Origin of the sequence: Paenibacillus sp. 2KB_22 (assembly GCF_052115745.1) — a bacterium.
Lineage (GTDB): Bacteria > Bacillota > Bacilli > Paenibacillales > Paenibacillaceae > Paenibacillus.
This window is the reverse complement of record NZ_JBFRHG010000001.1, coordinates 1,813,359-1,838,027: the sequence shown is the minus strand read 5'-3', so window position 1 is coordinate 1,838,027 and position 24,669 is coordinate 1,813,359. Positions and strand designations below refer to the sequence as shown.

The 24,669-nt window shown below is 45.1% G+C and carries 22 protein-coding genes; 18 read left to right on the top strand and 4 right to left on the bottom strand.

The annotated features are described in order from the left end of the window. Positions 1 to 122 precede the first annotated feature (122 nt). From AB4111_RS07880 to AB4111_RS07870, 3 genes are all read left to right on the top strand, one after another. The gene (locus tag AB4111_RS07880; protein WP_017689672.1) at positions 123 to 1,028 is read left to right on the top strand and encodes an ABC transporter permease; all 906 of its coding nucleotides are present in this window, start codon (positions 123 to 125) and stop codon (positions 1,026 to 1,028) included. 96 nt (positions 1,029 to 1,124) lie between these two features. Then, positions 1,125 to 1,988, top strand: a complete 864-nt coding sequence (locus AB4111_RS07875; protein WP_370511436.1) for a carbohydrate ABC transporter permease — start codon at positions 1,125 to 1,127, stop codon at positions 1,986 to 1,988. Positions 1,989 to 2,088: 100 nt separating this feature from the next. Next, a complete protein-coding gene (locus AB4111_RS07870) occupies positions 2,089 to 3,642 on the top strand; it encodes an extracellular solute-binding protein (protein WP_442031060.1) in 1,554 nt (517 codons plus the stop codon). A gap of 145 nt (positions 3,643 to 3,787) precedes the next feature. On the opposite strand, the gene AB4111_RS07865 is transcribed toward AB4111_RS07870, so the two are convergent. Together AB4111_RS07865 and AB4111_RS07860 are read right to left on the bottom strand one after the other, a co-directional pair. Then, entirely contained in the window at positions 3,788 to 4,939 is a 1,152-nt protein-coding gene (locus AB4111_RS07865; RefSeq protein WP_442031059.1) for an MGDG synthase family glycosyltransferase, read from the bottom strand. Positions 4,940 to 4,989: 50 nt separating this feature from the next. Next, positions 4,990 to 5,517: a phosphatase PAP2 family protein gene (locus AB4111_RS07860; RefSeq protein WP_169478872.1), complete on the bottom strand. Its 528-nt coding sequence runs from the start codon at positions 5,515 to 5,517 to the stop codon at positions 4,990 to 4,992. Between the two features lie 710 nt (positions 5,518 to 6,227). Here AB4111_RS07860 and AB4111_RS07855 point away from each other — a divergent pair. From AB4111_RS07855 to AB4111_RS07815, 9 genes are all read left to right on the top strand, one after another. Continuing rightward, complete coding sequence (locus AB4111_RS07855; RefSeq protein ID WP_253432724.1) at positions 6,228 to 7,466, top strand: glycosyltransferase family 2 protein; 1,239 nt, start codon at positions 6,228 to 6,230, stop codon at positions 7,464 to 7,466. 344 nt (positions 7,467 to 7,810) lie between these two features. Next, positions 7,811 to 8,305, top strand: a complete 495-nt coding sequence (gene infC / locus AB4111_RS07850) for a translation initiation factor IF-3 (protein ID WP_062833422.1) — start codon at positions 7,811 to 7,813, stop codon at positions 8,303 to 8,305. 24 nt (positions 8,306 to 8,329) lie between these two features. Beyond that, positions 8,330 to 8,533 (top strand): 50S ribosomal protein L35, encoded by a 204-nt coding sequence (gene rpmI / locus AB4111_RS07845; RefSeq protein WP_017689665.1) that lies wholly within the window; start codon positions 8,330 to 8,332, stop codon positions 8,531 to 8,533. Between the two features lie 88 nt (positions 8,534 to 8,621). Then, positions 8,622 to 8,981: a 50S ribosomal protein L20 gene (gene rplT, locus AB4111_RS07840; protein ID WP_017689664.1), complete on the top strand. Its 360-nt coding sequence runs from the start codon at positions 8,622 to 8,624 to the stop codon at positions 8,979 to 8,981. A 580-nt stretch (positions 8,982 to 9,561) separates the two neighbouring features. Then, positions 9,562 to 10,602 (top strand): BMP family lipoprotein, encoded by a 1,041-nt coding sequence (locus AB4111_RS07835; protein ID WP_442031058.1) that lies wholly within the window; start codon positions 9,562 to 9,564, stop codon positions 10,600 to 10,602. 184 nt (positions 10,603 to 10,786) lie between these two features. Further along, positions 10,787 to 12,325 carry an ABC transporter ATP-binding protein gene (locus tag AB4111_RS07830; protein WP_442031057.1) on the top strand — a complete coding sequence of 513 codons (1,539 nt, stop codon included), beginning with the start codon at positions 10,787 to 10,789 and terminating at the stop codon, positions 12,323 to 12,325. Further along, positions 12,318 to 13,397 carry an ABC transporter permease gene (locus AB4111_RS07825; RefSeq protein WP_442031056.1) on the top strand — a complete coding sequence of 360 codons (1,080 nt, stop codon included), beginning with the start codon at positions 12,318 to 12,320 and terminating at the stop codon, positions 13,395 to 13,397. The genes AB4111_RS07830 and AB4111_RS07825 overlap by 8 nt, the downstream gene beginning before the upstream one ends. Next, entirely contained in the window at positions 13,398 to 14,360 is a 963-nt protein-coding gene (locus tag AB4111_RS07820; RefSeq protein ID WP_192134648.1) for an ABC transporter permease, read from the top strand. Positions 14,361 to 14,576: 216 nt separating this feature from the next. Next, entirely contained in the window at positions 14,577 to 14,969 is a 393-nt protein-coding gene (locus AB4111_RS07815) for a hypothetical protein (protein ID WP_442031055.1), read from the top strand. A 6-nt stretch (positions 14,970 to 14,975) separates the two neighbouring features. Here the strand turns inward: AB4111_RS07815 and AB4111_RS07810 are convergent, their stop codons facing one another. Further along, positions 14,976 to 15,419: a GNAT family N-acetyltransferase gene (locus AB4111_RS07810; RefSeq protein ID WP_442031598.1), complete on the bottom strand. Its 444-nt coding sequence runs from the start codon at positions 15,417 to 15,419 to the stop codon at positions 14,976 to 14,978. Positions 15,420 to 16,022: 603 nt separating this feature from the next. On the opposite strand from AB4111_RS07810, the gene ilvB reads away from it, so the two are divergent. From ilvB to AB4111_RS07790, 4 genes are all read left to right on the top strand, one after another. Beyond that, the gene (ilvB, locus tag AB4111_RS07805; RefSeq protein ID WP_442031054.1) at positions 16,023 to 17,774 is read left to right on the top strand and encodes a biosynthetic-type acetolactate synthase large subunit; all 1,752 of its coding nucleotides are present in this window, start codon (positions 16,023 to 16,025) and stop codon (positions 17,772 to 17,774) included. Beyond that, positions 17,771 to 18,253, top strand: coding sequence for an acetolactate synthase small subunit (gene ilvN, locus AB4111_RS07800; RefSeq protein WP_024628317.1), 483 nt, complete (start codon positions 17,771 to 17,773; stop codon positions 18,251 to 18,253). The genes ilvB and ilvN overlap by 4 nt, the downstream gene beginning before the upstream one ends. A 262-nt stretch (positions 18,254 to 18,515) precedes the next feature. After that, positions 18,516 to 19,508, top strand: a complete 993-nt coding sequence (gene ilvC, locus AB4111_RS07795) for a ketol-acid reductoisomerase (RefSeq protein WP_062833429.1) — start codon at positions 18,516 to 18,518, stop codon at positions 19,506 to 19,508. 139 nt (positions 19,509 to 19,647) lie between these two features. Next, positions 19,648 to 21,189, top strand: a complete 1,542-nt coding sequence (locus tag AB4111_RS07790) for a 2-isopropylmalate synthase (protein WP_442031053.1) — start codon at positions 19,648 to 19,650, stop codon at positions 21,187 to 21,189. Between the two features lie 266 nt (positions 21,190 to 21,455). On the opposite strand, the gene AB4111_RS07785 is transcribed toward AB4111_RS07790, so the two are convergent. Further along, the gene (locus AB4111_RS07785; RefSeq protein WP_442031052.1) at positions 21,456 to 22,436 is read right to left on the bottom strand and encodes an aldo/keto reductase; all 981 of its coding nucleotides are present in this window, start codon (positions 22,434 to 22,436) and stop codon (positions 21,456 to 21,458) included. Positions 22,437 to 22,669: 233 nt separating this feature from the next. Here AB4111_RS07785 and leuB point away from each other — a divergent pair, with 233 nt between their 5' ends. Both leuB and AB4111_RS07775 read left to right on the top strand, forming a co-directional pair. Continuing rightward, positions 22,670 to 23,755, top strand: a complete 1,086-nt coding sequence (gene leuB, locus AB4111_RS07780) for a 3-isopropylmalate dehydrogenase (RefSeq protein WP_442031051.1) — start codon at positions 22,670 to 22,672, stop codon at positions 23,753 to 23,755. Between the two features lie 278 nt (positions 23,756 to 24,033). Beyond that, on the top strand, positions 24,034 to 24,573 hold the full coding sequence (locus AB4111_RS07775; protein WP_036610146.1) for a peroxiredoxin: 540 nt from the start codon (positions 24,034 to 24,036) through the stop codon (positions 24,571 to 24,573). The last annotated feature ends 96 nt before the right edge of the window (positions 24,574 to 24,669 follow it).

The following is a 24,669-nucleotide window of genomic DNA, read 5'->3' as shown; positions in this document are numbered from 1 at the left end:
TATTTCGCAGAATCGTTCATTTTCTGAGGGGAAGCTTCAGTATCCGTGAGCGAAGAGAGCATCTACAATAAAAAGAGAGCTCCACCACGCAGCACCGCAAGAAATTCGGGAGGGATCGAGCCATGCTCAAAGAATTGAACAAAAACAAAATTATGTTCCTGATGCTGTTGCCCACGCTGATCTTTTTTCTGATTAACTCGTATTTTCCAATGGTCGGCATCTATTATGCGTTCACCCGGTATGATTTTGAAGGCGGATTATTTGGCAGTCCATTTGTCGGTCTGGAGAACTTTAAGTTCCTGTGGCAATCCGGGATGCTGTTGAAACTCACAACCAATACCGTGGGTTACAATCTCGCCTTCATTATATTGGGAAACGGACTGGCGATCTTCTGTGCGATCATGCTTAGCGAAATCCGGGGCAGGTTATTCAAAAAAATTACGCAATCCGTCATGTTCTTGCCGTATTTCATCTCATTTGTACTATTAAGTGTAATCGCTTACAACATGTTTAACTACGAGTCGGGTTTTGTGAACACGGTGCTCAAACGTTTTGAGGCCGGTCCGGTGGATATTTATAACACACCCTGGATCTGGGTGTTTCTGATCATCATCTTTTATCTGTGGAAAAATCTTGGATACAGCATGGTCATCTATCTGGCCGCCATAACGGGGATCAGTGACGAGTATTATGAAGCTGCCCGAATCGACGGGGCCAATATTTTTCAGCGGATCTGGTACATTACGGTACCGATGTTGAAGCCAACCTTTGTCATCCTATTGTTGTTCTCGCTCGGCAGCATTATGAAGGGGCAGTTTGACCTGTTCTATCAACTGATTGGCAACAACGGGGTGCTGTACAACGCTACAGATATTATTGATACGTATGTGTATCGTTCTCTGAAAGTAACGTTTGATATCGGGATGGCAACGGCTGCTGGTCTGTATCAGTCCTTGTTCGGATTCATTTTGATCATGACCGTCAACTATATTATCCGCAAAGTAAATGAGGACTACGCCTTGTTCTAGAAGGCCCGCAGGGCAGGAGGGAGAACAATCATGAACACACCAATGAATACTCACACGCGTACGAATACTCGTCTCAGAGATTCGGAGTTTACTTTCATGTTTCAACTGATTTCCTACAGCTTCATCATCATTTTATCAATCATGTGCTTGCTGCCTTTTCTGCTGATTCTATCCGGCTCATTTAGCAGCAACGAATCCATTGTGAGGGATGGCTATCACCTCTTTCCAACAGACTTTTCCCTGGAAGGTTACAAAATGGTGTTCAAATTCCCGACTCAGGTACTCAAGGCTTATGGGGTAACGGTCTTTACAACAGTGGTGGGGACTACGCTAGGGCTGTTTCTCATCACGATGGCCGGATTTGTGCTCCAGCGTAAGGATTTTAAATATCGGAACACGTTCTCGTTTTTTATTTACTTCACAACCCTGTTTGGTGGGGGACTTGTACCTTGGTACATTATGCTGGCGAACTACTTCAATCTCACGGATACGTACACCGTATTGATTTTCCCGGGATTGATGACACCATTCCTCATTATCCTGATGAAAAATTTCATTCGTTCCGCAGTGCCGGATGAATTGATTGAGTCCGCCAAAATTGATGGAGCGAATGACTTCCGCATTTATTTCAGCATTGTGTTGAAACTGGCGATGCCTGGTATCGCCACTGTAGGTCTGTTTCTGGCATTGGGTTACTGGAATGACTGGTTTACCTCATCGCTGTTCATTAACAACCCGGATATGTATCAACTGCAATTTTATCTCTATAACACGATGAACACGATTACCTTTATCGACCAGATGGCGATTGGCACAGGGATCACGCTTAGTCAGGATGTGCCTACTGAATCAACCAAGATGGCGATGGCTATCGTTGTGACGGGACCGATTTTGTTCCTGTATCCGTTTGTACAACGTTACTTTGTCAAAGGACTTACGATTGGTGCAGTGAAAGGTTAGAACGTGAACACGCTCTGGATATCAGGCTGCTGGCATCATCTCCGGTCTGAAACATGGCGAGTCTGCGCTAACATATAAAGGTTCACCACAAAAAGGGAGGATGCGTATGCGTAACAAAACAATTCGGCACCTGTCTCTGGTACTTGCCCTGATGTTGTTTGCCGGGGTGCTTGCCGCATGTAACAACGGTTCGGGGGGATCGTCGCAAGGAAGCGAGCAAGGGGGAACATCTGAGAACAAAGGCGAGAAAGTAACGCTTCAATTTTACATGCTTGGGGATGCTCCCAAAGATCTGCCTGTCATTGAATCCGAGATCAATAAGCTGGCTGAGGCTGATCTGAACGTCAATGTGAAGTTCAACTACACCTCCTGGACCGACTGGGATCAAAAATATAAACTGCTGCTGTCTTCCGGACAGCCGATCGATCTGATCTTCACAGCGGATTGGACATTCTACCAGTCCTATGCCAAGAAGGGTGCGTTCCTGGCACTGGATGAAATGCTGCCTAAAGCAGCACCAGCGCTGAAAGCTCATGTCCCTGATGACATGTGGAATGCTGTCAAAATCAATGACAAAATCTATACGGTTCCATCAACCTGGATTGAGTATGTAACCGAGGGGATTGCGTACCGCGAGGATTTGCGCGAGAAGTACAATCTTCCCAAGCCAGAATCGCTCGAGACACTCGAAGCGTATCTGGAAGGCATTAAGGCCAACGAACCCAATATGATTCCGATCGCGGATAGCAATGCCAACCATACGCATGGTATCCGCCAATTGACATCCAAGCTAGTTAATACAGCAGGTCAACTTCCATATGGATTGGATATTATGTATGACACACCTTCGACCGTTACGTCCTATTGGGGATCAGCGCAACATCTGGAAGACCTGAAAACATACAAACGCTGGATGGACAAAGGATTTTTCCCGAAAAACGTACTGAATGTAAAAGATACTTCCAACTCATTGCTGCAAAATGGAAAATCAGCTGTTGTTCTGTCCGGGGAAAACCCTAACAAATTTAATGCAGATGTAATCAAAGTGCAGTCTACGCATCCAGATTGGAAACTGGCTTATTTCCCTTACCCGAATGCAAAAGGGTTTGCACAACCGGTTCACCCGATCCACAATGGTTTTGCGATTCCGCGTAGTAGTAAGAACCCGGAAAAAGCATTGGCATTTTACGAGAAGCTTGTGACAGACAAACGATATAATTGGTTGACTGAATACGGTGTGGAGGGCAAAAACTTCGAGGTAGATAATGGATACTACAAAATGATGGGCGATGCACAAACGAATGGCTTCCCGCGTGAGGGCATGAATGGCTGGGCTTGGCGTAATCCCGAATTCATGCTCTACGATAAAACCTTTGATGATGTCCTGACCATGTTTGAAGATCTAGACAAAATCAAAAAGCCAGATATTTTTACCGGATTTGCGGAAGACTGGACTCCATACCAAGCCGAGAAAGCTGCATTGGAGCAGGTTGAGAAACAATATTTGTATCCGCTTAATGTGGGTTTGGTGGCAGATGTAGAAGCTGGATTGAACACATTTATGGAGAAGGCTAAACAAGCAGGATTGGAAAAAATTCAGGCAGAATACACGAAGCAGTGGCAGGAGTATTTGAAGTCAGCAGGCATTCAATAGTTTGTACTTTCCTTCATAAAGAAAAGGTGCCCTCAAATCCGAAGGCACCTTTTCAATGTGTATGCAGGCTTGTTTGAAGCCGTTGGTTAGAGGCGTAATTGGACGAAGTCTGCGGGAAGCAGCAAAAGTTCGGATAAATTCAAATTCATATATGGGCCTCTTCTGCGGATGAAGGACGAACGTCCTCCAACAGATCGATAATACTTTGAGCGCTCTCCATTGGATGAACCTTGGCGATTTCCGCCAGATGACGTTTGCGTTTACGTACGACATCCGGGTAGTGATTCAGCAACTTATTCATCCATTTGACAACTACGTCGAGCGAAGAGATGGGTTCTCCCAAACCTCTTGCGGTAAAATAATGGACGTTTTCTTCTTCCTGACCAGGTATAGGGTTGTGGAACAACATGGGAATTCCTTTGGCTAAGCCTTCGCTGCATGTCATTCCCCCTGGTTTGGTGATCAGCAAGTCGGATACTTCCATCAATTTGTCCACTTCGTTGGTGTACCCGATAATATGGATGTTTTCTTTGCGATACATGGGGTTCTGTTCCATGCTAATGCGTGCTTTATCATTGCTACCCAGACAAAAAATGATCTGAATATCTTCATGCCAGCGTGTCAGCAATGGATGGAGCAGCTTGTCGCTGAGCATTCCCCAACCGCCGCCCATTACCAGAACAGTGGGCATGTTCTTGAGGTTGAATCTGCTTCGGATCTCTTCTCGTCCGGGATGCTCCCAGAAGTTTGGATGCACGGGAATGCCTGTGACTCGAATTTTATCTACAGGTACGCCACGCAGCAATAATTTGGACTTAACTTCATCTGAAGAAACCAGATAAAGGTCTACTTCACGGTTAATCCATGTCCCATGTGCATCATAGTCTGTGATGACTGTGCACAGGGGAACCTGTACACCCAGGCGCTTCAGTCTGGCTATGACAGCACTTGGAATTGGATGGGTACAGACGATTGCATCAGGACGTAACTGACGCACAACGCTGCGTGTATGGGTGTAGAACAGTTTATGCAGCGCGAGTGTTGTCAGCCGGTTCAATGATTTTTTATATTGGTGTCTGTATACGTATCCGACAAGTTTGGGTTGGTTGGTAACCGTTTTTTTGTATGCAGTTATAATAAGAGGTGCAACCTTGGGATTTAAGAAACTTCCCAGTTCAAGCACTTTCGTCTGCACGTCTGACGAGAGCTTTCGCAGATTGCTGGATAGTGCATAGGCGGCTTGAGTATGACCCGTACCAAAGCCTTCAGATAATAGTAATACTCTTTTTTTCTCCACGCTTACTTCACCTGTTCCTGCTAGGTTTTTCTGAGTCTAACATATCGGCTTTAAGACCAGAATGCAACTGTTGCAAGTGCGACTAAAGTACCTATTGTGGCACCTGCCAGAACATCGGAAGGGTAGTGTAATCCCAGATAAATTCGAGAGAATCCGACAATAAGGGCCACAGGCAACAATATTAGCAATAAGATCGGATCAGTGGTCATAAATGGAACCGTGACCGAAAAAATGGCAGTTGTGTGTCCTGAAGGAAACGAGTGGTCCGTCAGGGGATTACGGAATGTAATTGTATCCGGCAAGGCCAGATAAGGTCGAATACGGGGATACAATTTTTTCGCGATGGCTACAGGAATGTGACTGACCGCAAGAGCGATACAAGCCTGGAGTCCTGTTGTGCTCCATGGAGCTGGAGCAAGCAGCCAGATTAACAAGGATACTGCAATAGAAGAAGTTGCTCCACCCAGATGGGTGAAATAATACAGCCAAAAATTCATAAAACGATTATGAAGTCGGCCGTTGATCCACATAAAAACATTTCGATCATAATCTTGAAACTTTAAGAATAAACGGCTCATATTGGCCTCCTGCCAGTCAGGCCGCCTGTAATGGCGGCATTATTTCCGGTCATTTTCTGCATCCGGTTTCGTCCTGATTAATATATAACCGTTTTTCATGTACTTGAGGTTATTTCAGGTATATGTTTATCATATTTTTAAATGTTGTCCTTTTCAAGAAGAACCCATGTAAAGAACGTAAAATTCATGTTAAAGAGTGGATATATACCCATCTTAACTTTTTGACTTGTGTCAGCCAAAAAAGATACAATGATTCAACATGGCTGAAATGAGGTAAAAAAAATGTGAGTTTTGGTTTAAACTTTTTGAGGTCTGTTTGCGTTATTTGTTATAGAGCCTCTGACGAAGAATAACATGCTGATGAAAAAAGCAGGGACTTTAGAAATAAAAATCAAGTAAACGGCTGAAAATAAGATATAACAGGCATGAATGCGAGGTTGTGGTATCACGAAGTGTCTATTCAGCGTTTAAAGATCACATTTCTCCTTCAGAAAGTGGAATTGGGGTTTTGACAAATGACTGAAAAGAATACAGAATCGATAAAGCAGCCAACTGACAGCAACCAAGCTTTGAAACATTGCCTGATAAATTCACGTATTACACAAAAGAACAGGGTCATATTCTGCACATTACAAAAAAAAAAATTGCAGAATCAGGAAGAGAAATGCTTAAGTAAACTGGGTTTGAAAAAAAGGGGGTAACAGAGAACGATGTTGGACGCTATATTCGTCACGATGCAGGTCATTCTGGCACTGCTAGCCGTGTACCAATTCACGTTTTCGCTGTTCGGTCTGATTAAGAAAAAGAAAAAGAAACATTATCCGGCGACAAAATCCTTCGCTGTACTCGTCGCAGCACACAATGAGGAACAAGTCATTGGTGCCTTGATGGAGAACTTGAAACAACTTGATTATCCGGAAGATCTGTACGATGTGTTTGTCATCTGTGACAACTGTACGGATGGAACGGCTCAGATTGTTAGAGAACATGGATTGAATGCCTGTGTACGTACCAATGCCGATCTAAGAGGTAAAGGGTATGCTATCGAATGGATGCTTAAATACCTGTGGAAATTGCCGCGTCAGTATGACGCAGTAGTTATGTTTGACGCGGATAACCTGGTTGACCGTAACTTCTTGCTTGAGATGAATGATGACTTGAACAATGGTTCGCGTGTTATCCAAGGATACATTGATACGAAAAATCCGGAGGATTCTTGGATTACTGCAGCTTACGGTGTATCTTATTGGTACATCAACCGTCTGTGGCAGTTGTCTCGTCATAACTTGAATATGGCGAACTTCCTCGGAGGAACCGGAATGTGCTTCGAGACCAACCTGCTGAAGGAAATTGGCTGGGGTGCAACAAGTCTGGTTGAGGATCTGGAGTTTACGATGCGCAGTGTGCAACGTAATGTGTATCCTGTTTTCAACTATGACGCCAAAGTATTTGATGAGAAGCCATTAACGTTCAAAGCTTCAGCGAGACAACGCCTGCGCTGGATGCAAGGTCACTTTACAGTTGCACGTAGATACTTCTTCCCACTGCTCTGGCAGTCCATTAAGGAAAGAAGCCTGGTGAAATTTGATCTTGCTATCTATGGAGCCAATGTCTATGTTGTGTTGCTTACGTTCCTGATGACCGCTGTGATGTGGGTAGACATGGCCATATTTAAAGGTCCGCACATTGCGAATATTTATGGATACTTCCCGTTATGGGTTGGATTCGTGGCTATTGGTCTGAATATTCTGACGTTCCTGTTGTCCATGGCGCTGGAGAAGGTTACCTTTGCCAAAGTTTATCTATATCTGATCTTGTTCCCGATTTACCTGCTGTCTTGGTACCCGATTACGTTCTACGCTTTCTTTACGCAGAACAACAAACAGTGGAGCCACACCCAACACACACGTGTTGTGCGGCTGGATGAGGTACAGAGCAAACAAGGATAAGGAATATGCATACGAGACTTTGTCGACATCGGATACAGCAAATGTCTAATTCATAAAAAAAAGTTGTGAAGATGTTGACAATGCATTTCGTGGATGTTATAGTATTCAAGTGCTTTAAAACGGATTCAAGATGAATAGCAATGGAATCACAAGTAGAAGTCCGACTTCTCACCTGATCAACACTATGTTGGCTGGTCAACGATCCCAATAATTTATGAAGTGTATACTCATGAAGAATTGTGTTGATTACAGGGATGTCGGTAGCTTGACCGGCATCCCTTTTATTTTTGTGTAACTGGATATTCAAAATGACCTGGAGGTGGACGGTTATTAGTAAAGATCACATGATTAATGATGAGATTCGGGCGAAGGAAGTACGCCTTGTCGGAGCTGAAGGAGAACAAATTGGGATCACGCCCATTCGCGAAGCACTGCAAATGGCGATTGACCTGAATTTGGATCTGGTCAATGTGGCACCACAGGCTAAACCGCCGGTGTGTCGTATTATGGACTATGGCAAATTCCGCTATGAGCAACAAAAGAAAGAAAAAGAAGCCCGTAAGAACCAGAAAATTGTTGACATTAAAGAAGTATGGTTCCGTTCCAATATTGAGGAGCACGATTATCAAACGAAGCTTCGTAATGTAGTTAAGTTTTTGAACGAAGGCGACAAAGTGAAATGTTCTGTTCGTTACCGCGGACGTGAAATTGCACATGCCGCGATTGGTCAACGGATTTTGGAGCGCGTTAAGGTAGAAGTTGCAGAACTTTGTACTATTGAACGTCAACCAAAATTGGAAGGCCGCAGTATGATCATGATCTTGGCTCCTAAAGCCTGATAACATTGGAGGAGGAAACACAAAATGCCTAAAATGAAAACACACAGCAGTTTGAAAGGACGCTTCAAAATTACCGGTTCCGGTAAAGTCCTTCGTTACAAAGCTCACAAAAACCACTTGCTTTCCCACAAATCTAAACGTGCTAAGCGCGTTCTGAACGGTAACCCAGTTATGGCTGCCGGGGATGTTAGACGTTTGAAACAAGGTTTGGCTAACTTGAAAGGCTAATTCTATTTAGTACATTCCGTATGGGGGATCGGCTACGGCCGTACACATACCACGGATACATTTATATTTATTTGGGAGGTTCTTTAATATGGCAAGAGTAAAAGGCGGTTTTGTAGTACGTCGTCGTCATAAAAAGGTTTTGAAACTGGCAAGAGGTTATTTCGGTTCCAAACACCGTATTTTTAAAACAGCTAACGAGCAAGTAATGAAATCCTTGGTATACGCATACCGTGACCGTCGCAACACGAAACGTAACTTCCGCAGACTGTGGATCGTTCGTATCAATGCTGCAGCACGTATGAATGGTTTGTCTTACAACAAACTGATCCATGGTTTGAAACTTGCTGGTGTAGACATGAACCGCAAAATGTTGGCTGATCTGGCCGTTAACGACATCAATGCGTTCAACTCTTTGGCTACTGTAGCTAAAGGCAAAATCAACGCTTAAATTGTATGATACAAGCCGCCGTACCTATATGGCGGCTTTTTTTACGGCTTGGAAGCAATCCGAAGATGAATCTCTGAATGAGTAGAGCGAATAGGCCATGGTCTGGAAGGGAACAATGAAACCAGATAACTGGTGAATAACAGTCCATGGAAATACATAAAATACGAACGGTGAAATAATGCAAATAAAAACAGGTAAATCCTTTTCTTCACTAAAGTTTGCGATATGTTTTTGTTATATAACATCACACCGCTGTAACGTTAGTGTGTTAAAACGCTAAATTATTAAGCGTTTTCAATAAAAAAAGAACAAAAATATGTGATATTTGGTGATGAAACATCTGGATTTTAACACTGGTTGATTGTATAATCACCTCTAGTAGGCTAGTCCTAAATTTTTCTCTCCATGTCATAATGTTCGGTTTTTCGACAGATGATAGAATGCTTCAAGGGTGAGAATGCGCTTTTAATGTCGAAGAAACCATACATTCTGCATAAAAGCCATTCCTGCTATCTGTTAACCGTTCAATTGTAGGCTGGATTGGAATGAAGGATATATCATTAAGGGGGAAAAAGAGAAAATGAAAAAGATGCTCAGCTTGTCTTTGGTAATGTTGCTGGCGGTATCGGTTATGCTCGCAGGTTGCGGTAGCAAACCGAAAGAAGAAACAAATGCCGGAGGAGATACAGGTGGCACATCCACTGAAGCGAAATCCGATCTCAAAATCGGTATGGTTACTGACGTAGGTGGAGTTAATGACAAATCCTTTAACCAATCCGCTTGGGAAGCTCTGCAAGCGACTGAAACAGAAACAGGTGTAGCTGTTAAATACCTGCAAAGTAAATCCGATGAAGAGTACATTCCGAACTTGAACGAATTCGTCAAAGGTGGATATGATTTGACTTGGGGTATCGGTTTCCAATTGGCTGATGCAATCAAAACGGTTGCTGACCAAAACCCAGATTCCAAACTCGCGATCATTGACAGCGTAGTGGATTCTCCTAATGTTAAGTCCGTAACTTTTGCTGAAGAAGAAGGATCCTTCTTGGTTGGTGTTGTTGCCGGTCTGACAACAAAAACAAACAAAATTGGTTTTGTAGGCGGTATGGAAAGCCCACTGATCAAAAAGTTTGAAGTAGGATTCAGAGAAGGCGTTAAAGCAGTTAACCCTGATGCTAAGTTCATTTCTAACTACACAGGTGCATTTGATAAACCTGACTTGGGTAAAGCAGCAGCAGCAACACTTTACAATGAAGGTGTAGACATTATCTTCCACGCTTCTGGCGCAACAGGTAACGGTGTGTTTAACGAAGCAAGTGCTCGTAAGAAACAAGGTCAAGATGTGTGGGTTATCGGTGTTGATAAAGACCAATCTCTTGAGTTTGGTGATGAGATCACATTGACTTCCATGATCAAAAAAGTTGACGAAGCGGTTAAACGCGTAAACCAAGAAGTTGTAGATGGCACATTTGCTGGTGGTTCTGAGAACCTGACACTGAAAGAAAACGGTGTAGGTATTGCTGATACTTCTACTGCTAATGTACCTGCTGATGTCCTTGCTAAAGTAGATGAATACAAAGAAAAAATCATCAGCGGCGAAATCAAAGTTCCTACGGAGTAATTTTGATCTTAGTCACAGATGAATAATCATTGAGGCCGGTCTAGACCGGCCTTATGATTGTAAGAACAGGAACATTTGATCAAGTCATTATAACAATTGTACAAGGTCACTGTGTATCAACGCTCCGGTAGGAGCTTTTCTTTCGTTTGCGGAACCACACTATATCAGTTATAAGGGTGATTACATGGGTGCAGCAACCCCCGTCGTTGAGTTAAAACAAATTACGAAGCGTTTCCCAGGCATTGTTGCCAACGACGCCATCAGCCTTCAGCTTCGTAAAGGCGAGATCCATGCGCTACTGGGCGAAAACGGCGCTGGTAAGTCAACGTTGATGAATATTGTATTTGGTCTCTATCAGCCAGATGAAGGTTCCATTGAAGTGAATGGCAAGCCTGTCATCATCGACAGTCCTAACCGAGCGATCGATCTTGGCATCGGCATGGTGCATCAGCACTTTAAGCTTGTACAGCCGTTCACGGTAACAGAGAACATTATTTTGGGATCTGAACCAACGAAGGGTCTCAATATTAACTATAAAAAAGCAGCCGCTGAAGTTCAGCGTCTTTCCGAACAGTATGGACTTAAGGTGAATCCTCATGCCAAAATTCATGATATCTCTGTCGGAATGCAGCAACGTGTTGAGATTGTTAAAACATTGTATCGCGGTGCAGACATTCTGATTTTTGACGAGCCTACAGCCGTATTGACTCCTCAAGAGATCAAAGAACTGATGACCATCATGAAGAAACTTGTAGCTGAAGGAAAGTCCATTATTTTGATCACACACAAACTGAAAGAGATTATGGAAATCTCCGATACGGTAACGATTATTCGGCGGGGTAAAGTCATTGATTCGGTCAAAACATCGGAAACCAATCCGAATGAACTGGCAGAGAAAATGGTGGGGCGGAATGTCACGTTCAAAGTAGACAAAAAGCCGGCTACACCAGGAGCGAATGTGCTTGAAGTCAGCAAACTAACCGCCAAGAATAAAGAAGGTATTGCAGTACTGAACCAACTTAACCTGAACGTACGTGCTGGAGAGATTGTTGGAATCGCAGGGGTAGATGGTAACGGCCAAAGTGAACTGATTGAAGCCCTGACCGGACTTCGTAAAGTAGAGAGTGGTTCGATTCTTTTGGAGGGCAAAGAGCTGGCCAATCATTCTCCGCGTCATATCTCGGAGTCGGGTGTAGCCCACATTCCGGAGGATCGACACAAACACGGACTTGTACTTGATTTTTCAGTGAGTGAAAATATCGTTCTTGAATCGTATTATAAAGCACCTTACACCCGTAAAGGGTTCCTTAACTTCGATGCCATCAAACAGCAAGCGAAGCGACTTGTGGAGGCATTTGACGTACGTACACCAAGCATCGAGACCAAAGCTCGGTCCTTGTCCGGAGGAAACCAGCAAAAGGCCATTATCGCCCGTGAGGTAGATAAAAACCCTGAACTGCTTATCGCTGCGCAACCAACGCGTGGTTTGGACGTGGGGGCTATTGAGTTCGTGCAAAAGCAACTGATTGCACAGCGTGATCAAGGTAAGGCTGTTTTGCTGATTTCATTTGAGCTCGATGAGATTATCAATGTATCTGACCGAATTGCTGTCATCTATGAAGGCCAGATCGTTGGCGAGGTGCTGCCGGAAGAAACCAATGATAGGGAGCTCGGCTTGATGATGGCAGGCAGCACTCAAAAGAGAGGTACTGCGCATGAATAACGTATTGAAATGGTTTACGCGAGATTCATTTATTTTGCCTGTAGTAGCTATTATTATGGGTCTTATTCTCGGTGGAGTTGTCATGCTGATTGGTGGCTACAATCCAATTGAAGCATACGGCGCATTGTTCACCAAGGTATTTGGAGATATGTACAACTTTGGTGAAGCAGTACGGGAAATGACACCATTAATTATGACTGGACTTGCATTTGCATTTGCATCACGTGCAGGGTTGTTTAACATCGGGGGAGAAGGTCAATTTCTCGTTGGTATGACCGCTGCAACATTTGTTGGTGTGAAGTTTACAGGTTTACCGATCTACCTCCATGTGCCACTGGCTTTGATTGCGGGTGCATTGTTTGGCGGTCTGTGGGCAGCTATTGCTGGTTATCTGAAAGCAGCACGTGGGGTCAATGAAGTTATCAGTAGTATCATGTTGAACTGGATTGGTCTGTATCTGGCGAACCTTATCGTACGCCAATTCTTGCTGTTGAATGGCGAGAACCGTTCGGTGGATATCAGCGAATCGGCTTCGATTAGTTTGACATGGTTATCTGAACTGATGGGCAACTCCCGTGTACACATGGGGACATTGATTGCCCTTGTGATGGCTGTGCTCTTTTATATCTATATGTGGAAAACAAAACAAGGTTATGAAATCCGCGCGGTAGGTTACAACCCTAATGCGGCTGAATATGCAGGTATGCATGTTAACCGGAATATCGTAAAAGCAATGTTTATCAGTGGTATGCTTGCTGGTCTTGGTGGTGCATTCCAGGTTCTTGGTGTGTTCCATTACCAGACTGTAATGTCGGGTTCACCAGGTACAGGCTTTGACGGAATAGCAGTTGCCCTGATTGGTTTGAATCATCCGTTTGGGGTGTTGTTGGGTGCAGTGTTGTTCGGTACCCTCACGTACGGATCTGCAGGTATGAGTTTTGCTGCGGATGTTCCGCCTGAGATTATTCGGATTGTGATCGGTTCGATTATCTTCTTCATTGCGGCACAAGGCATCGTGCGCTGGATACTCAAACCGTTCTATTCGAAGCGTAAGAAAGAGAAGGTGTTGTAGATGGACTTGTTGACAATTGGGCAAATTATCAATACGACGCTTGTCTTTGCTACGGCATTGATTTTTGCATCACTCGGCGGAATTTTTTCGGAAAAATCAGGTGTAACGAACCTTGGACTTGAAGGCTTTATGGTCTTCGGTGCCTTTGCAGCTGGAATCGGGGCGCATTATGCTCAGGAAGCGGGTATGGGCGGAACGACATCGGCCTGGATGGGGGTTCTGCTTGCGATTGTATTGGGTATACTGGTATCGTTGATTCATGCCGTTGCATCCATCACATTTAAGGCAGACCAGATTATCAGTGGTATTGTCATTAACTTTTTGGCAGCAGGAAGTACGTTGTACTTGGTTAAACTGTTGTTTGAAGGCTCTGGTGATTCACCGTTGGTTCAAGGCTTCAGCAAGTTTGATGTGCCATTCTTGAAAGACATTCCTTTGCTTGGAGAAGCCTTCTTTAAGAACGTATATCCAACGACATATCTGGCGATTCTGTTCGTATTCCTGACGTATTACATTATGTTTAAAACGCCATTTGGTCTGCGCCTTCGTTCTGTAGGTGAACATCCAAGTGCAGCTGATACAGTTGGTGTTAAAGTACGTCGTTATCGCTATGTTGGCGTTATGATCAGTGGTGCGCTTGCAGCCATTGGTGGTGCTGCAATCACATTGACGACTACGGGTACATTCTCTCACAATACGGTTTCCGGTCAAGGTTATATTGCCATTGCAGCTATGATCTTTGGTAAGTGGAATCCGATTGGTGCGTTTGGTGCAGCTGTCTTCTTTGGATTCTCACAAGCAATCCGAAACTATGTGCAGTTGTTTGAATGGTCACAAAGTATTCCCCAGGAAATTATTTTCATGTTGCCTTACCTGCTTACTATCATCGTTCTCGTTGCAGCGGTTGGACGTTCTTCGGCTCCGTCTGCACTCGGTGAAGCGTATGACCCGGGTAAAAGGTAACAACTTGCAACATGTCAATTCGCTATCCAAAAGCTTGATAAAAGGGTCCGCCTTGTGCGGGCCTTTTTTGTTTTCTTGAACGTAGGCAAGCCACTTTTTCACGTTTACTTTGGTTCTCGTGCAGATACCCATATTTTCAGGTAGGGACAAAGAAACAGGCGAAACCAGTCATGGACGAATACACTGTTTTGAACGATCCGAGGAGGAGGGGAAAGTATGAAACTACAAGTTACGCGTGATGAAGCGATGAAATTAATAGGCAAAAATATTGTTGCAATCAAAAAAGACGGCACTCGGGTTACGGGAAAGCTGTTGAAAGTATCCGGCAATAAACTGGTACTGAAGCGTCTGAATGGCAAAAAAGTACGTACTAAGGCGATTCTGCCACTGGTATTATTTGATTTGCTGGCTATTGCTACACTGCCTTATGCTTATGGCGCTGGTCCCGGCTTCGGTCCCGGATATGGACCTGGACCAAAACCAGGCCATGGATATGGCCCAGGTTACGGACCTGGATATGGTGGACCTGGAGGACCTGGTGGCGGTTTTGGCCCGGGTCCTGGATTCGGTCCTTATGGACCGGGGCCACGTCCACCAGGATTTTTCTAGGACATTCTATAATGTTTTTTCCAATTCGTAGCAGCGGCTTATCATGATGTATCGAATCGCGCTGTATCCATTTTTTTGATAAAACTGAAGCCCTTTGGTATTGCCTTCATCCACCATCACTTTCGATCTTCGACAACCCCGGGATGCCGCAAAGCTCTCTGCTTTGAGCAGCAAAGTTTGCCCATAACGTTTGCGTTGTTCTTTCAGGCTAACAGCCATCATATCGACATAGAGCAGTTCCCCATGCATGAGAAAATGGATGAATGCCACAGCAGCTTTATCTGGCTCCGGCGAGACAACAAAGGTCATGCCCCTGTTCATTCGCAGGGGTATTTCTTTGCGGATTTTGTTAATTTCTTTTTCACTCATGTGAGAGAGAGGCACAAGTTGAGTGTCAATCAGCTTCATGATGGCGCCATCATCCAGCTTGGATGTGCGTTGCCGAATCACCATACGGAGCCTCCTTTCAGGACCAGTCGTGCTGCTCGTATATCCTATGCCCGAAGCAAGATAAAAGGTGACTGAATGAAGCGCTGGGATTAGGGCAACCTTAAAGGTTGAAGAGGGAGGAAGGAAGGTTCTCTGAATTTTTATGCAAAACAGGTATTGACTTATCGGTTGGAGGAATCATATAATGTTCCTAACATTTAACGAGAATATTTCATCGGCTATGAAGAGGACGAAGTTTTAAGGGCTCTTTTGCTCAGAGAGTGGCTGGAATTGCTGAAACCACCACCATTATCCCTTATATACGAGCTCACCTCGGAGCTGTTTTCCTGAAAAGCACTGGATGTCACTCCTTTCGCGTATTAGGGAAAATCGTATGTCTGCGTTACAGACAACAGGTATGGGAAACGACTATGTTCGTTTGAGCTATTCGTTTTGTTGTACCTGGTAAGGTCCGTTATTGCGAAATTTCGGGCAAAGTTGGGTGGTACCACGGAAGCGATAACCTTTCGTCCCTCGCAAGCATGAACTTGTTTGCAGGGATGGAAGGTTTTTTTTGTAACTTTAAATGTCAGAATGGTGTAAATTTCGAGAGGAGGATGACTGATGGGAGCTCAAATTCCAGAAGTGCGGTCAACAGATGAATTACGTGAAAAATGGATGAAGCCGGAGGTCATTAGCGGATCCGAAATTCTGCTGAGAAGCTTGTTACTTGAAGGTGTCGAGTGCGTATTTGGTTACCCGGGCGGCGCAGTGTTGTACATTTACGATGCGATGTATGGTTTCGAAGATTTCAAACACGTTCTCACTCGTCACGAACAAGGAGCAATACATGCAGCTGACGGATATGCACGTGCAAGCGGCAAAGTTGGTGTCTGCATCGCTACTTCCGGACCAGGAGCAACGAATCTGGTTACGGGTATTGCAACAGCGTATATGGATTCAGTACCACTCGTAGTCATTACGGGGAACGTTATTTCGAGCCTGATCGGGTCAGATGCTTTCCAGGAAGCGGACATTACCGGGATTACAATGCCAATCACGAAACACAGTTACCTGGTGAAAGATGTAAAAGATCTGTCCAGTGTAATTCATGAGGCATTCCATATTGCCAATACCGGTCGTAAAGGTCCTGTACTGATCGACATCCCGAAAGATGTATCAGCGAACAAAACATTGTTTGAACCGACAACTGAACCTGTTATATTGAGAGGGTACAATCCACGGACAGTACCAAACAAACTGCAGGTTGACCGTTTGGCCCAAGCCATTCAGGAAGCAGAACGTCCAATGATTCTGGCTGGTGGCGGTGTGGTGTACTCGGGTGGACATGAAGAACTGTTCGAGTTTGTTGAGAAGACAGGCATTCCAATTACAACGACTCTCCTTGGTCTGGGTGCTTTCCCAAGCGGTCATGAATTATGGACGGGTATGCCAGGTATGCACGGAACGTACACTTCCAATCAGGCTATTCAAAAAGCGGATCTGCTGATTAATATCGGCGCACGATTCGATGACCGGGTAACAGGCAAGCTGGATGGTTTCGCTCCACATGCCAAGATCGTTCATATCGATATCGATCCGGCAGAGATTGGTAAAAATATTGCAACTGATATTCCAATCGTTGGTGATGTGAAGACTGTACTGGAAATAGCCAACAAAGAAGTTGGACGTGCCGAGCGTGCAGATGCATGGAGAGACCAGATCAAACAGTGGAAGCAAGAGAAACCTTACAGCTATACGGATTCAGACGAAGTGCTGAAACCCCAGTGGGTTGTTGAAATGCTGAATGATACAACCAAAGGTGAAGCGATTGTAACTACGGATGTGGGACAACATCAGATGTGGGCAGCACAATATTACAAATTTAATCAACCGCGTTCATGGGTAACTTCAGGTGGTCTCGGAACGATGGGCTTTGGATTCCCTTCTGCTATTGGTGCTCAGATGGCCAATCCGGACAGACTCGTTATCTCCATTAACGGTGATGGCGGAATGCAGATGTGTTCTCAAGAACTCGCGATCTGTGCCATTAACAATATACCGGTTAAAATTGTGATCATTAACAATCAGGTACTCGGAATGGTCCGCCAATGGCAGGAGATCATCTATGAGAACCGTTACAGCCACATTGATCTGGCAGGAAGTCCGGATTTTGTAAAACTGGCTGAAGCATATGGCGTGAAAGGATTGCGTGCAACGAATAAAGAAGAAGCGGCACGTGCTTGGCAGGAAGCTCTGGATACACCAGGCCCAGTCGTTGTAGAATTCGTGGTACGCAAGGATGAAAATGTGTATCCAATGGTTCCGCAGGGAGCAACAATTGATCAAATGCTGATGGGGGATGCTGACGAATGATAAGACATACGATTTCAATATTGGTTAACGATCAGCCAGGCGTCCTTCAGCGGGTATCAGGGTTGTTCGGTCGACGCGGATTTAACATTGAGAGTATTACAGTGGGTCAATCAGAAGAACCCGGACTCTCCCGGATGGTTATTGTCACCATTGGTGACGATAAAACACTGGAGCAGATTGAGAAACAATTGTACAAAATCATCGATGTTATTAAAGTGGTTGATTTCAGCCTGAAACCGATGGTAGCCCGTGAACTCGCCCTGATCAAAGTTAAAGCAGAGCCTTCCGAGCGTCCTGAGATTCTGGGTGTGGTAGAAACATTCCGCGCATCCGTTGTAGATGTTGGTCCAGGCAGCCTGATTGTGCAGGTGGTCGGAGATACAGACAAAATTGATGCCATGATTGAATTGCTCAAGCCATATGGCATTCGTGAATTGTCCCGTACAGGCATAACTGCATTGGTACGCGGCAACGTATAAAGCTATAATGATGAAGAGGGACGACGGTTAGCTAACATATATAGTTGATCTTAAGTGAGTGTCAGTCCCTTAACAGCTGTAATTTAACATTTTAGTGATGTAACGCTTGAAAATATAGCTACATTCCCGCATTAATGGGCGGGTGTCTGAACGGATCGAATCAAACCAGAGAAGCTTTTGATACTCCAAGCGAGTCGCGGTCCCTTGAGACACCCGCTCATTAATGAAGGGTTCTTTACAATACAAAGGAGGACTTATAAACATGCCAGTAACTACTTATTATGAACAGGATGCAGAGCTTAACGTATTGAAAGGAAAAACGATTGCGGTAATCGGTTATGGTAGCCAGGGCCACGCCCAAGCCCAAAACCTTCGTGATAGCGGATTGAACGTAGTCATCGGACTTCGTGAAGGTAAATCCTTCGACACTGCAAAAAATGACGGATTTGAAGTTCTGTCCCCGGCTGAAGCAACAAGCCGCGCAGATGTAGTTCAAATCTTGCTCCCTGACGAAACTCAAGCTTCTGTATACAAAAACGAAATCGAACCAAACCTCAAAGAAGGCGCTGCATTGCTCTTCTCCCACGGTTTCAACGTTCATTTCGGTCAAATCGTTGCTCCAAAAAACAGCGATGTATTGCTGGTAGCTCCTAAGTCCCCTGGTCACATGGTACGTCGTACTTATGTGGAAGGTTTTGGTGTACCGGGCCTGATCGCGATCGAGCAAGATGCAACGGGTAAAGCAAAAGAAATCGGTTTGGCTTATGCTAAAGGTATCGGTTGTACACGCGCAGGGGTTATCGAAACTTCCTTCCGTGAAGAAACAGAAACAGATTTGTTCGGTGAGCAAGCTGTTCTGTGTGGTGGCGTAAGTGCATTGGTAAAAGCTGGATTCGAAACATTGACAGAAGCGGGTTACGCTCCTGAAATGGCATACTTCGAATGTCTGCACGAACTGAAGCTGATCGTTGACATGATGTATGAAGGCGGACTTGCAAGTATGCGTGATTCCATCAGTAACACAGCTGAGTACGGTGACTATGTAACTGGACCTCGCGTTGTAACTGAAGATACGAAGAAAGCAATGAAAGAAGTGCTGACGGATATCCAACAAGGTAAATTCGCACGTGACTTCATTCTGGAGAACCAATCCGGTCGTGCATTCTTGACAGCAACTCGTCGTAACGAAGCTGAACACCCAATCGAAGTGGTTGGCGGACAATTGCGTGAGATGATGCACTGGATCAAGAAGTAAGCATTAACTTTTAGAACCTGCACTTTAAGGTATTCAAGTAAACTTAGAGCTTTAACTGGGAATAGCGGCCGTGCTTATGCGTGAGCCGCTATTGCTGGTTCAGAGAAACATTATAATACAAGTACAGGAGGTGCGAAGCGTGCGTAAAATCTATGTATTTGACACAACGCTGCGTGATGGAGAGCAATCCCCGGGAGTCAATCTGAACACTCGTGAAAAGGTGGAAATTGCCCATCAGCTCGAGCGGCTTGGCATTGACCGGATGGAAGCTGGTTTCCCGGCGGCATCTCCAGGTGACCTGGCAGCTGTCAATGCAGTAGCAAAAGCGGTTAAAAATGTTACTGTAATTGGCTTGTCCCGTTCCAGAGAGCAAGACATTGATGCGGTTAAGGAAGCACTCAAAGGCGCACAGGACCCGTGCATTCACGTATTCCTGGCAACTTCCCCTATTCACCGCCAACATAAATTGCGTATGGACAAAGGACAGGTACTGGATACAGCTCGTTCCGCGATTCGTTATGCGAAGAAAACATTTTCGAAGATCGAGTTCTCACTTGAGGATGCAGGTCGTACCGAGTATGATTTCCTCGTGGAAATGGTGAATATGGCTGTTGAAGAAGGTGCAGCCGTTGTGAATATTCCGGATACGGTTGGTTACCTGAGCCCATATGAATACGGAAACATTTTCAAACATCTCAAGGAGAATGTGCACGGTATTGAAAAGGTACAGCTGAGTGCCCACTGTCATAATGACCTGGGTATGGCGACCGCCAATACACTTGCAGCTATTCTCAACGGAGCCGATCAGATCGAAGGTACGATCAATGGCATTGGTGAACGTGCAGGCAACACGGCGATCGAGGAAATTGCTATGGCGCTGGAGACACGTCAGGAGTTTTTCCAGGCGAAAACTTCACTGCAGTTGTCTGAGATTGCACGGACCAGTCGTTTGGTTAGCCGTTTGACAGGTATGGTTGTGCCAGGAAACAAAGCCATTGTTGGGGCGAACGCCTTCGCACATGAATCCGGAATTCACCAGGACGGCATGCTGAAGGAAAAAACAACATATGAGATTATGACGCCAGAGTCTATCGGTCTGAAGGAAAGCAAGCTTGTACTGGGTAAACATTCTGGTCGTCATGCCTTCCGTGAGCGGTTGATTGATCTGGGATATGAGCTGGACGAAGAAGCATTGAATCGGGCTTTTGCCCAGTTCAAAGAACTGGCTGATAAGAAGAAAGAAGTTACTGACGAAGATCTGCTTGCCGTGATTGAAGAGAAATTGCAGGATGCACCTGAGGTGTATAAACTGGAATCGATCTTTGTTACGTACGGAGATGAATCGGTACCCACAGCCAAAGTCCGCATTGCGACGCTTGACGGGGATACGGTTGAGAAGCAAGCAGAGGGTAATGGATCGGTAGATGCAATCTACAATGCGATTGACCAAGTGAGTGGGGAAGACGTAACGTTGTCTGACTATTCCATCAAATCGGTAACACATGGCAAGGATGCATTGGGTGAAGTACATGTTGTGCTGACTCAAAAACAGGTTTCGGTACAAGGACGTGGTGTAAGCACAGATATATTGGGTGCAAGTGCACGTGCCTATGTGGACGGTCTGAATCAATTAATTGAGAAACGCAAGACATACACAAATCGTGTAAATGTGAACCTGTAGGCTTCATTCCGGTGTTGCAAGCACGAACCCTTCATTGGACTGAACTTATAGTTGGGACACATGTACGCTGACAGGACGATCTATCTCATTTTGAATGGATATAGAAGATCGTTCGGCCTGCTTTGTTCCGTTCAGTAAGGTACGTAAAGAGTCTGACTCTCCTATGGAGGGTCAGACTCTTTTGCTTGTATTTTATATGATTATGGCAGTGAAACACAGTGCATTCTCTACGGTAACCTATTGCATTACTTTACGCTATCAAGCTATTACCACGCGTATGCATTAGGTGCATGTCCACCTGGACCCGGGAAAATCTCATCCAGACGTTTGAGCACGGCTTCATCCAAAGTCACGTCCAGACATTTGAGTGCGGTCTCAAACTGCTCCAACGTACGCGGTCCAATAATCGGGGCGGTCACTGCCGAATTGGCTGCAACCCAGGCCAATGCCACCGTATCCTGTGGTTCGCCGAGATCACGACAGAGTGCAGCGAAGTCTTCAAGCTGAGTCTGCTGCTGCTCAATCCGTCCAGCGATTCCTCCGCTGCGCGTTCCCTCCAGCTTCTGAAGAGCGTTACGTCCCAGTAATCCACCATCCAGTGGACTCCATGGAATGACGCCGAGGCCCAGCTCTTTGGCTGCGGGCAGTACTTCCAACTCAGGCAAACGACAGTTGAGGCTATATTTATGTTGTTCGGATACCAGGCCGAGGAAATGACGATTGTTGGCTTCGCTTTGAGCGATTGCAATCTGCCATGCAGCAAAGTTACTCGATCCTACATAACCGACTTTACCTTGATGAACGGCATTCTCAAATGCGCCCCACAGTTCATTCCATGATACGGCTGGGTCAACATGGTGCATCTGGTACAGCTCGATATGATCGGTCTGCAAGCGGCGGAGGGAACCCTCTAGATGCCGTCTGATTTTGTAGGCGGAGAGGCCAGCTTCGTTGTTTGGGCCATCTGTATCATCATGCATGGAGCCATAGACTTTGGTGGCCAGCACTACTTTTTCACGTCTGCCACCGCCCTGATTAAACCACCGTCCGATAATTTCTTCGGTAAGACCGGAATTTTCACCCCAACCGTAAATGTTAGCGGTATCAAAAAAGTTCACCCCTGCATCGAGTGCGGCGTCCATAATGCGGAAAGCTTCTTTTTCATCTGTAGCAGGCCCGAAATTCATGGTACCGAGACAGATTCGACTGACCTTGAGGCCTGATTTACCCAAATACGAATATTGCATGTTGCTTATCCCTCCTGCGTACCTGATTTGAATTCAGCTATATTTTACCTTACTCGGAGGGTCGGAACAACTTGTGAAAGTTAATCTCTATTAGCTTATAGGTAAAATCTATTAAAGTCATAGATTGTATATCTTGGTCAAATGACCTTGGAATATGATACAAAAGAGAGAGTTAATATGAGACGTTACTTTATGAATAATTAATGAATGAAATATAAGGAGTGGACAACCCAATGGCAGACGTGAAAAAAATTGCAGTTATTGCAGGTGACGGAATCGGCCCTGAAGTCGTAGCTGAGGCTGAGAAAGTTCTTAAACGTACGGAGGAAGTATTCGGTTATCGTTTTGAGACAGAGCATGCCCTGTTTGGCGGAATCGCGATTGATGAGAAGGGTACACCTCTTCCGGAAGAAACACTGAGCGTATGTAAAAGTGCAGATGCAGTCCTGCTTGGAGCGGTTGGCGGTCCAAAATGGGATAACAACAGCAAGGAGCTTCGCCCGGAAACAGGCCTGCTGGGTATTCGCAAAGCACTCGGATTGTTCTCCAACCTGCGTCCGGCTGTCGTATTTGATTGCTTGAAAGATGCTTCAACGCTGAAGCCGGAAGTACTTGAAGGTACAGATCTGATGGTGGTACGTGAGTTGACAGGTGGTATCTACTTCGGTGAGAAGTTCCGACGTGAAAGTGCACAGGGTGAAGAGGCAGTAGATACTTGTGCATATAATGTAACAGAAGTGGAGCGGATCGTTCGTCAGGCATTCGAAATTGCGCAAGGACGTCGCAAAAAGCTGGCTTCTGTAGACAAAGCCAACGTCTTGGAAACCTCCCGTCTCTGGCGTGAAGTTGTGAATCGGGTAGCCCCTGATTATCCGGATGTTGAACTGGAGCATGTGCTGATAGACAACTGCGCGATGCAATTGCTTCGTCGTCCAGCCAGCTTCGATGTTATTGTAACGGAAAACATGTTCGGAGATATTTTGAGTGATGAAGCAGCGATGCTGACGGGTTCCATCGGTATGCTTGCATCTGCATCACTGGGAGAAGGCAGCTTTGGACTCTATGAGCCGGTACACGGTTCTGCACCGGATATCGCAGGTCAAGGCCTCGCTAATCCGATTGCAACCATTCTCTCTTTGGCGTTGATGTTCCGCACAACCTTTGGTTATGCAGAAGGTGCAGATGCCATTGAAGCAGCTGTATCGGATGTATTGAACGCAGGACACCGCACGAGTGATATTGCTGTAGATAAGAGTACAGCGATCAGCACGACCGAAATGGGCGATTTGATCGTAGCGGCTATTCAGAAGCAGGCGTAGTTATAATACCAACAACATGGCAGCCCTTTGTTTCCAGTTATGGAATGTACAGAGGGCTGTTCCTTTATGATTTTTGGCACGAAAAATCCTTATTTATAATTATTATAAAAAAATAATGGTTATAATCTTGACTTTGGGAAGTCCGGATGATAACATTTTACTTGTACTTGTTATCAAGTATCAAATTATTTTAATTACAGGAAAGACGTTCGCGTTTTTCTTGATGATGAGCAATCCATATGGATGCTTACATAATCCCAAAGGAGGAATTTTTAGTTATGGCAGAACGTTTGGTTGGTAGACCAGCACCGGATTTCGCAATGGAAACAGTATCGGGAGATGGACAAGATTTCGGTTCCGTTAAACTGTCCGATTATCGTGGCAAATGGCTTGTATTCTTCTTTTATCCTTTGGACTTCACATTTGTGTGCCCAACTGAAATTACAGCTTTGAGCGTTGCTTCCGAGCAATTCAAAGCTTTGGATACTGAAATCCTTGGCGTGAGCGTAGACTCCGTACACAGCCACAAAGCATGGATCAACACACCTGTAGACAGCAATGGTCTGGGTCAATTGAACTTCCCGCTGGCTTCCGACATCACGAAGCAAGTGGCTAAAGATTACGGCGTTCTGATCGAAGAAGAAGGCGTAGCATTGCGCGGCCTGTTCATCATCGATCCAGAAGGCGAATTGAAATATCAAGTAGTTAACCACAACGATGTGGGCCGTAGTGTTGAAGAAACACTTCGCGTACTGCAAGCACTGCAATCCGGCGGATTGTGTGCAATGAACTGGAAACCAGGCGACACTAACCTGTAAGCCAGGTTAACTTGAACGGTTTTTGTTCAAGCCCTCATCCCTTTAGGGATTGAGGGCTTTTTGCACCCTTTTGCCGGAAGTTATCACGAAGTTAAT